A 5,397-nucleotide genomic window follows, 5' to 3' on the forward strand; every position below is an offset into this window, starting at 1 on the left:
CCTAAAGCAAAACGCCTTCCCCAACGGGAAGGCGTTTTTAGGATAAAGCCCCTGGCGGTGACCTACTCTTGCATGGAAGTCCACACTACCATCGGCGCAGCTGCGTTTCACTTCCGAGTTCGGGATGGGATCGGGTGGGGCCACAGCGCTATAGCCGCCAGGGAAGGGGTGGGAGCAGCGCTGTTAGCGCCGGCTCCGCAAAGGGGTAAACGAGTGACAAGCGTCTGGTGAAGTTCGTCGAGATGTTTCGTTGGACAGTGCCACGAAGCGTCTTGGGGTTATATGGTCAAGCCGCACGGCGCATTAGTACGCGTTAGCTCAATGCATTGCTGCACGTCCACATCGCGCCTATCAACCACCTAGTCTTGATGGTGCCTTAAGGAGACTTGTGTCTCGGGAGATCTCATCTTGGGGCGTGCTTCCCGCTTAGATGCTTTCAGCGGTTATCACTTCCGTTCGTAGCTACCGGGCAATGCCATGGGCATGACAACCCGAACACCAGCGGAACGTCCACTCCGGTCCTCTCGTACTAGGAGCAGCCCCCCTCAAATCTCCAACGCCCACGACAGATAGGGACCGAACTGTCTCACGACGTTCTGAACCCAGCTCGCGTACCACTTTAAATGGCGAACAGCCATACCCTTGGGACCGGCTACAGCCCCAGGATGTGATGAGCCGACATCGAGGTGCCAAACACCGCCGTCGATATGAACTCTTGGGCGGTATCAGCCTGTTATCCCCGGAGTACCTTTTATCCGTTGAGCGATGGCCCTTCCATACAGAACCACCGGATCACTAAGACCTACTTTCGTACCTGCTTGATCCGTCGATCTTGCAGTCAAGCACGCTTATGCCTTTGCACACAGTGCGCGATGTCCGACCGCGCTGAGCGTACCTTCGTGCTCCTCCGTTACGCTTTGGGAGGAGACCGCCCCAGTCAAACTACCCACCATACACGGTCCCCGATCCGGATTACGGACCTAGGTTAGAACGTCAAGCACTTCAGGGTGGTATTTCAAGGTTGGCTCCACCAAGACTAGCGTCCTGGTTTCATAGCCTCCCACCTATCCTACACAGAAGAACTCAACGTTCAGTGTAAAGCTATAGTAAAGGTTCACGGGGTCTTTCCGTCTTGCCGCGGGAACGCTGCATCTTCACAGCGATTTCAATTTCACTGAGTCTCGGGTGGAGACAGCGCCGCTGTCGTTACGCCATTCGTGCAGGTCGGAACTTACCCGACAAGGAATTTCGCTACCTTAGGACCGTTATAGTTACGGCCGCCGTTTACTGGGGCTTCGATCAAGAGCTTCGCCTTGCGGCTGACCCCATCAATTAACCTTCCAGCACCGGGCAGGCGTCACACCCTATACGTCCACTTTCGTGTTTGCAGAGTGCTGTGTTTTTGATAAACAGTCGCAGCGGCCAGGTTACTGCGACCCGCTAGTGCTCAGTCACGCATGTGACCACACCGGCGGGCGCACCTTCTCCCGAAGTTACGGTGCCATTTTGCCTAGTTCCTTCACCCGAGTTCTCTCAAGCGCCTTGGGATTCTCACCCTGCCTACCAGTGTCGGTTTACGGTACGGTTGGCTGTAGCTGAAGCTTAGTGGCTTTTCCTGGAAGCGTGGTCTCAGTCACTTCACCCAATAAGGGCTCGTCTCGGTGCTCGGTGTATGGATGCCCGGATTTGCCTAAGCATCCCACCTACCGCCTTTCCCCGGGACAACCAACGCCCGGTAGACCTAACCTTCTCCGTCCCCACATCGCACTACAGTCCAGTGCTGGAATATTAACCAGCTTCCCATCGACTACGCATTTCTGCCTCGCCTTAGGGGCCGACTCACCCTGCGCCGATGAACGTTGCGCGAGGAAACCTTGGGCTTTCGGCGTGCGGGCTTTTCACCCGCATTATCGTTACTCATGTCAGCATTCGCACTTCTGATACCTCCAGCATGCCTCTCGACACACCTTCGCAGGCGTACAGAACGCTCCTCTACCGCGCACACTTGCGTGTGCACCCCGAGCTTCGGTGTCATGCTTAGCCCCGTTAAATCTTCCGCGCAGACCGACTCGACCAGTGAGCTATTACGCTTTCTTTAAAGGGTGGCTGCTTCTAAGCCAACCTCCTGGCTGTCTATGCCTTTCCACATCGTTTTCCACTTAGCATGAACTTGGGGACCTTAGCTGCGGGTCTGGGTTGTTTCCCTTTTCACGACGGACGTTAGCACCCGCCGTGTGTCTCCCGTACAGTCTGTCCTGGTATTCGGAGTTTGCCATGGTTTACTAAGCCGCGATGGCCCGCTAGCCATAACAGTGCTCTACCCCCAGGAAGATTCATACGAGGCGCTACCTAAATAGCTTTCGAGGAGAACCAGCTATCTCCGAGTTTGTTTAGCCTTTCACTCCTAGCCTCAGCTCATCCCCATCTATTGCAACAGATGTGGGTTCGGTCCTCCAGTGCGTGTTACCGCACCTTCAACCTGGCCAAGGCTAGATCACTCGGTTTCGGGTCTACTGCCAGAGACTATTCGCCCTATTCAGACTCGGTTTCCCTTCGCCTCCCCTATACGGTTAAGCTCGCCACTGACAGTAAGTCGCTGACCCATTATACAAAAGGTACGCAGTCACCCTTGCGGGCTTCCACTGCTTGTACGTATACGGTTTCAGGGTCTATTTCACTCCCCTCTCCGGGGTTCTTTTCGCCTTTCCCTCACGGTACTTGTTCGCTATCGGTCAGTCAGGAGTATTTAGCCTTGGAGGATGGTCCCCCCATGTTCAGACAAGGTTTCTCGTGCCTCGCCTTACTCAATTTCATGCACCGTGCCTTTTCGCCTACAGGGCTATCACCTGCTACGGCCGATCTTTCCAGATCGTTCGGCTAAAACATGATGCACTTTTGGGCTACTCCCCGTTCGCTCGTCGCTACTGAGGGAATCTCGGTTGATTTCTTTTCCTCTAGGTACTTAGATATTTCAGTTCCCTAGGTTCGCTTCGCTCAGCTATGTATTCACTGAGTGATACTCCTTACGGAGTGGGTTTCCCCATTCGGACATTGCCGGATCAAAGCTTGTTGCCAGCTCCCCGACACTTTTCGCAGGCTGCCACGTCCTTCATCGCCTCTGACTGCCAAGGCATCCACCGTATACGCTTGGTCGCTTGACCATATAACCCCAAGTCGCCTCAGAGCTATATACCCAAACAACGCATTCGTCGTTTGCCTCAACGACACATCTCGGTTCAGTTCAAAACCAAGACGCTTGTCACTCGTTTACATTTTCAAAGAACACGATAACGGCCTCAGCGCCGTTCCGTTTCTAAATCTTTTGTGTGCGCTACACATCCATCAAACTGGTGGAGCCAGTCGGGATCGAACCGACGACCCCCTGCTTGCAAAGCAGGTGCTCTCCCAGCTGAGCTATGGCCCCAGGTGTTCCTAAGTGGTGGGTCTGGGAGGACTCGAACCACCGGCCTCACCCTTATCAGGGGTGCGCTCTAACCACCTGAGCTACAGACCCATAAAGCTTTCTCGGCCTTATGGCCTTCGTGGATGTGCAGGTGTCTTGTGTGGACGTCTTGCGGCAGAGCCGCTGTCTATCTCGAAAGGAGGTGATCCAGCCGCACCTTCCGATACGGCTACCTTGTTACGACTTCACCCCAGTCATGAACCACTCCGTGGTCGTCGCCCCCCTTGCGGTTAGGCTAACGGCTTCTGGAGCAACTCACTCCCATGGTGTGACGGGCGGTGTGTACAAGGCCCGGGAACGTATTCACCGCAGCATAGCTGATCTGCGATTACTAGCGATTCCGACTTCACGAAGTCGAGTTGCAGACTTCGATCCGGACTGGGATCGGCTTTCTGGGATTGGCTCCACCTCGCGGTCTCGCAACCCTCTGTACCGACCATTGTAGTACGTGTGTAGCCCTGGCCGTAAGGGCCATGATGACTTGACGTCATCCCCACCTTCCTCCGGTTTGTCACCGGCAGTCTCCTTAGAGTTCCCACCTTTACGTGCTGGCAACTAAGGACAAGGGTTGCGCTCGTTGCGGGACTTAACCCAACATCTCACGACACGAGCTGACGACAGCCATGCAGCACCTGTGTTCTGGTTCCCGAAGGCACTCCCGCATCTCTGCAGGATTCCAGACATGTCAAGGCCAGGTAAGGTTCTTCGCGTTGCATCGAATTAAACCACATACTCCACCGCTTGTGCGGGCCCCCGTCAATTCCTTTGAGTTTCAGTCTTGCGACCGTACTCCCCAGGCGGCGAACTTAACGCGTTAGCTTCGACACTGATCTCCGAGTTGAGACCAACATCCAGTTCGCATCGTTTAGGGCGTGGACTACCAGGGTATCTAATCCTGTTTGCTCCCCACGCTTTCGTGCCTCAGCGTCAGTGTTGAGCCAGATGGCCGCCTTCGCCACTGATGTTCCTCCCGATCTCTACGCATTTCACCGCTACACCGGGAATTCCACCATCCTCTCTCACACTCTAGCCTCCCAGTATCCACTGCCATTCCCAGGTTGAGCCCGGGGATTTCACAGCAGACTTAAAAGACCGCCTACGCACGCTTTACGCCCAGTAATTCCGATTAACGCTTGCACCCTTCGTATTACCGCGGCTGCTGGCACGAAGTTAGCCGGTGCTTATTCCTCAGGTACCGTCAGCCCCACCGGGTATTAGCCGGTAGTATTTCGCTCCTGATAAAAGTGCTTTACAACCCGAAGGCCTTCTTCACACACGCGGCATTGCTGGATCAGGCTTGCGCCCATTGTCCAATATTCCCCACTGCTGCCTCCCGTAGGAGTCTGGGCCGTGTCTCAGTCCCAGTGTGGCTGATCATCCTCTCAGACCAGCTATCGATCGTCGCCTTGGTGAGCCATTACCTCACCAACTAGCTAATCGAACATCGGTCCATCCAACCGCGCGAGGTCCGAAGATCCCCCGCTTTCTCCCGTAGGACGTATGCGGTATTAGCGTAAGTTTCCCTACGTTATCCCCCACGTCTGGGCAGGTCCCGATGTATTCCTCACCCGTCCGCCACTCGCCACCCGGTATTGCTACCTGTGCTGCCGTTCGACTTGCATGTGTTAGGCATGCCGCCAGCGTTCAATCTGAGCCAGGATCAAACTCTTCACTTAAGTTTTCGATGACCAAAGTCATCTATCTTTCTGAAGCGTTGGTCCTAACCTTAAAACGTCAAGCTTTTGAATTGACTCTTAGGTTAGACGCTTGCATTTGTGGACAGCTGTCGCTTCCACCGCAAGGCGCCCACACAAGTCACCTGCGCACACTGTCAAAGATCAATCACTTGCAACCTTCTCTTGAAGATCGCCCCGAAGCATTTCGTCCCGGGTGAGCCGCCCATTCTACATCCCTTAACGCTTCCGTCAACACCC

The 5,397-nt window shown here is 54.8% G+C and carries 2 tRNA genes and 3 rRNA genes; all 5 read right to left on the bottom strand.

Annotated elements, in window-relative coordinates:
* Positions 1-49: 49 nt before the first annotated feature.
* Positions 50-162 (bottom strand): 5S ribosomal RNA (gene rrf, locus IEX75_RS23965).
* A gap of 120 nt (positions 163-282) precedes the next feature.
* Positions 283-3,161 (bottom strand): 23S ribosomal RNA (locus tag IEX75_RS23970).
* 187 nt (positions 3,162-3,348) lie between these two features.
* Positions 3,349-3,424 (bottom strand) — tRNA-Ala (locus tag IEX75_RS23975).
* Between the two features lie 13 nt (positions 3,425-3,437).
* A tRNA-Ile gene (locus IEX75_RS23980) sits at positions 3,438-3,514 on the bottom strand.
* 84 nt (positions 3,515-3,598) lie between these two features.
* A 16S ribosomal RNA gene (locus tag IEX75_RS23985) occupies positions 3,599-5,139 on the bottom strand.
* The 16S, 23S and 5S rRNA genes sit together here with 2 tRNA genes alongside, the layout of an rRNA operon.
* Positions 5,140-5,397: the final 258 nt, after the last annotated feature.

It is taken from the genome of Dyella nitratireducens (assembly GCF_014642835.1).
In the GTDB taxonomy this organism is placed as follows: Bacteria; Pseudomonadota; Gammaproteobacteria; order Xanthomonadales; family Rhodanobacteraceae; genus Dyella_B; species Dyella_B nitratireducens.